The sequence below is a fragment of the Priestia sp. P5_B4 genome, assembly GCF_056400385.1.
In genome coordinates, this window is record NZ_JBFULJ010000365.1 from 1 (window position 1) to 3,717 (window position 3,717).

General features: G+C 36.0%; 5 protein-coding genes and 1 rRNA gene. 5 read left to right on the plus strand and 1 reads right to left on the minus strand.

Going from position 1 to position 3,717, the window contains the following annotated elements; genetic code table 11:
- The first annotated feature begins 68 nt into the window (after window positions 1-68).
- The 3 genes from AC1DRF_RS19385 to perR all read left to right on the plus strand — a co-directional run bounded on the left by AC1DRF_RS19385 (window position 69) and on the right by perR (window position 1,690).
- Window positions 69-461: an ion channel gene (locus AC1DRF_RS19385; protein WP_013081554.1), complete on the plus strand. Its 393-nt coding sequence runs from the start codon at window positions 69-71 to the stop codon at window positions 459-461.
- A gap of 69 nt (window positions 462-530) precedes the next feature.
- A complete protein-coding gene (gene bcp, locus AC1DRF_RS19390) occupies window positions 531-1,001 on the plus strand; it encodes a thioredoxin-dependent thiol peroxidase (RefSeq protein ID WP_043977888.1) in 471 nt (156 codons plus the stop codon).
- Between the two features lie 254 nt (window positions 1,002-1,255).
- A complete protein-coding gene (perR, locus tag AC1DRF_RS19395; RefSeq protein WP_477741434.1) occupies window positions 1,256-1,690 on the plus strand; it encodes a peroxide-responsive transcriptional repressor PerR in 435 nt (144 codons plus the stop codon).
- 22 nt (window positions 1,691-1,712) lie between these two features.
- On the opposite strand, the gene AC1DRF_RS19400 is transcribed toward perR, so the two are convergent.
- Complete coding sequence (locus tag AC1DRF_RS19400) at window positions 1,713-2,072, minus strand: YgzB family protein (RefSeq protein ID WP_427076808.1); 360 nt, start codon at window positions 2,070-2,072, stop codon at window positions 1,713-1,715.
- A 222-nt stretch (window positions 2,073-2,294) separates the two neighbouring features.
- On the opposite strand from AC1DRF_RS19400, the gene AC1DRF_RS19405 reads away from it, so the two are divergent.
- Window positions 2,295-3,161 carry a nucleotidyltransferase-like protein gene (locus tag AC1DRF_RS19405; protein ID WP_477741435.1) on the plus strand — a complete coding sequence of 289 codons (867 nt, stop codon included), beginning with the start codon at window positions 2,295-2,297 and terminating at the stop codon, window positions 3,159-3,161.
- Between the two features lie 344 nt (window positions 3,162-3,505).
- Window positions 3,506-3,717 (plus strand): 16S ribosomal RNA (locus AC1DRF_RS19410); the annotation flags it as partial.

Here is a 3,717-nt window from a genome sequence, read left to right on the forward strand (position 1 = left end):
AGTAAAGTAATGAATGGACAAGAAGGCGCGTATAGTGGTAGTAGAGTATAAATTAAAGGAGTAGAATGATGGTTATTTTTCTAATCCTCGTTATCATTGTTTTTGTAATTGGTAGTATGAAGTTTCTCTTTGAAAAAGAACTTGGAGAATTTCATTTTTTCTCAATTGGTCATTTCTTTGTCTTGTTTTATTCATATATTACAGTTTTATTGGGATTTAGCCTTATTTATACAGTATGTGAGATGGGGAGTATTCCAGTATTAAGCGGAGGGTTTGAACATGAAGGTCATTATTTCTATACCCTGTTTAACAGTATGTATTTCAGCGCAGCGACGTTATTTTCAGTAGGCTACGGAGATATGTATCCGGTTGGAATTGGGAAATTATTTGCAACTTTTGAAGCGTTTATCGGCTATATTATGCCTGCAATCTTTGTGATGCGGACTGTTACCCGTACTTAAACTTGTCATCTTATCTAATATTGGGTACGCTATTCAAAGAAAATGAAAAGCGTAAAGGAGAAGATAAATATGACAGCTGTAGTTGGAGAAAAAGCACCCGATTTTGTATTGATGTCTACAAATGGAGAGCAAGTATCACTAGCGTCGATGAAAGGCAAAAACGTTGTGCTGTATTTTTATCCGAAAGATATGACGCCAGGCTGCACAACAGAAGCCTGTGATTTCAGAGATCAGCATGAAAATTTTGAAGAGCTAGATGCGGTGATTCTAGGAGTGAGCCCGGATCCAATCGACAAACACCATAAGTTTATTGATAAGCACGGCCTTCCATTCTTACTTTTAGCTGACGAAGATCACAGCGTAGCTGAAGAGTATGGAGTATGGACACTGAAAAAAAACTTTGGAAAAGAATATATGGGCATTGAACGCTCCACTTTTATCATTGATAAAGAAGGAATGCTCGTAAAAGAATATCGCAAGGTTCGAGTGAAAGGGCATGTGGAAGAAGCTTTATCATTTATTAAAGAAAAAATGGCATAAAAACAGGCAGATAACTAGAGCAGTTTTAGTCTTTGAACATACAATATCAGTGTAGGGCATACCTCCTCAGATGTTAATATATTTAAAAGTGTGGATTGAATTCCACACTWCTTTTTTTGCATAAAATATATGAAAAATTTCTACTTGTTACATAAAATAGGAATAGGCATCAAGTTGACAAAACGTGGGTAAAACATGTAGACTAATTATAAGAATTATAAAGTAATAATACTTACAGAAGAGGGGTGCATGACGTGTCAAATCATTTACAAGAAGCCCTTGAAACGTTAAAAGGTACTGGCGTTCGTATTACACCACAACGTCATGCTATTTTAGAGTATTTAATCAATTCAATGACACATCCAACAGCAGATGATATTTATAAAKCGCTGGAAGGTAAGTTTCCAAATATGAGTGTAGCGACCGTTTACAATAATTTAAGAGTATTTCGCGAAGTAGGTATTGTAAAGGAACTAACATACGGTGATGCATCAAGCCGGTTTGATTATGTTACAACAGAGCATTACCATGTGATTTGCGAAAGCTGCGGAAAAATTGTGGATTTTCATTATCCTGGTTTAGACGAAGTAGAAAAGCTGGCTGCTCATATTACTGACTTTGATATTAGTCACCACCGAATGGAAATTTACGGAACGTGTCCTGATTGTACGGCTAAAAAAGCGCATTAATAAGCTGATAGTAGTGATACTATCAGCTTTCTTTTTGTTTTTTTCTATTATACTTTTCGTCGAATTGTTTTCCTTCAAGAGACTGGTCAAGCGTAAGCGGCTCGTTGCAATACATACACATATCTACGCGCCCTAGCATTTTGGTTTGCTTTTGACATGTAGGGCAGGTTACTTGAACCGCTTTTGTAGAAAGCATGCCAATCCAGAAATAAACGCCGGTACTAGCTACGATGCACAGCAAACCCAAAAGCATAAAAATAGTCATTAGCCAGACTGAAGACCGAAAGAAAATTCCCCCATACATAATAATGAAACCAACAAAGATCAGACTGAGTGCAAACGTGCGAATCTTGTTAATTTTATTTGAATACTTTATCCCCATCAGTATCCCCCCTGTTACCAATATATCATAGAGTGAGACAATGAATGATGATAAAAATTGAATCTTCGGAAAATTATCGTTGGTTTTTGAGCTTTCTGAATGATTTCCATAATTCTGAGTGGGATATCCGTTATACATCGTATATAATAAAAAAAGAAATCTTAGTCCATAGCCTTTAAAATTTTGAAAAATATTTGTTTATTACAGTTAGGAGAGCTCAAAATGGAAGATGTTTTACGGCCGATATATCAAGAAAGAGCTAGCAATAAAGACACACTAGGTATTTTACTGATTGAAAAAAAGAAATCAGAATCTCCAGTGACGGATAATTTGGATGCTATCTTATTTATTGTGACCAAAACTACAGAAACTTCTCTTTTTATTAAACAATACGAATATGAAAATGAGCGTGCGGCACTTTATATGGCTTCTGAACAGCAAATGAGTGAATGGATTATGAATGGGACGAACCGCCGTATTATTGATTGGATCTTAAATGGTAAAGTGCTATTTGATCGAAACGAATATATGGAAAACTTAAAGAAACGCTTAATTGATTTTCCTAGAGAAGATCGGACAAAGAGAATAGGTGTCGAGTTTGCTAAGTTGATTCGCCGATTTAAAGAAGGAAAAGACTTTTATGCGTCTAATCATTATTTAGATGCATTCAATCATGTCATTCATGCTCTTCATCATTTAGCACGACTGTCTGTGTTGGAAAATGGATTTCATCCAGAAGTGACAGTGTGGAACCAAGTGAAAAAAATAGAACCTGAAATTCATCGTCTTTACGAAGAGCTAATTATTAGCCAAGAAGAGGTTAGCAAGCGTTTAGAGCTGCTTTTCTTAGCAAGTGAATTTCTAGTAAATAAAAAAACTGAATTAGGTGCCAAGCATCTTGTTCATATTATGAAAAGCGCAAAGCAGGAATGGACGTTTAATGAACTGGTTCATCATCCCGAAATACGCCCTTATGCTATTGATTTAGGAATACTTCTTGAGTTTTTAATTGAAAAAGATATCATTATGGTAAAAAAAGTAGAAACCAAAGGAAAGAGTTTGTACCATAGACACTATGTGGCGAAATGATAGAGAGGATAAAGGGTATCTGATACGGTGCGGTTATGACGTGTAGATACCCTGACATATGACTTTATAGCCTTGATAAAAGGTTTTTCTAAAAAAACACGATTTATTTTAAAAAATCTATTGACGCTTTAAAATATCCGTGGTAAATTTATATACGTCGCCAATGAGCGATACTAAATTTATCAAAAACTTGAAAAAACTTCTTAAAAAAGTTGTTGACAAGAAAGAGATAAACTGGTAAGATTAAAAAGTCGCTTAAGAGCGGCGGTTGAACTTTGAAAACTGAACAAAGCGACAAACGTCAACGTTAATTTTTATTTTTTAAATTGAGCAAGTCAAACATTTCTTCGGAGAGTTTGATCCTGGCTCAGGATGAACGCTGGCGGCGTGCCTAATACATGCAAGTCGAGCGAACTGATTAGAAGCTTGCTTCTATGACGTTAGCGGCGGACGGGTGAGTAACACGTGGGCAACCTGCCTGTAAGACTGGGATAACTTCGGGAAACCGAAGCTAATACCGGATAGGATCTTCTCCTTCATGGGAGATGATTGAAAG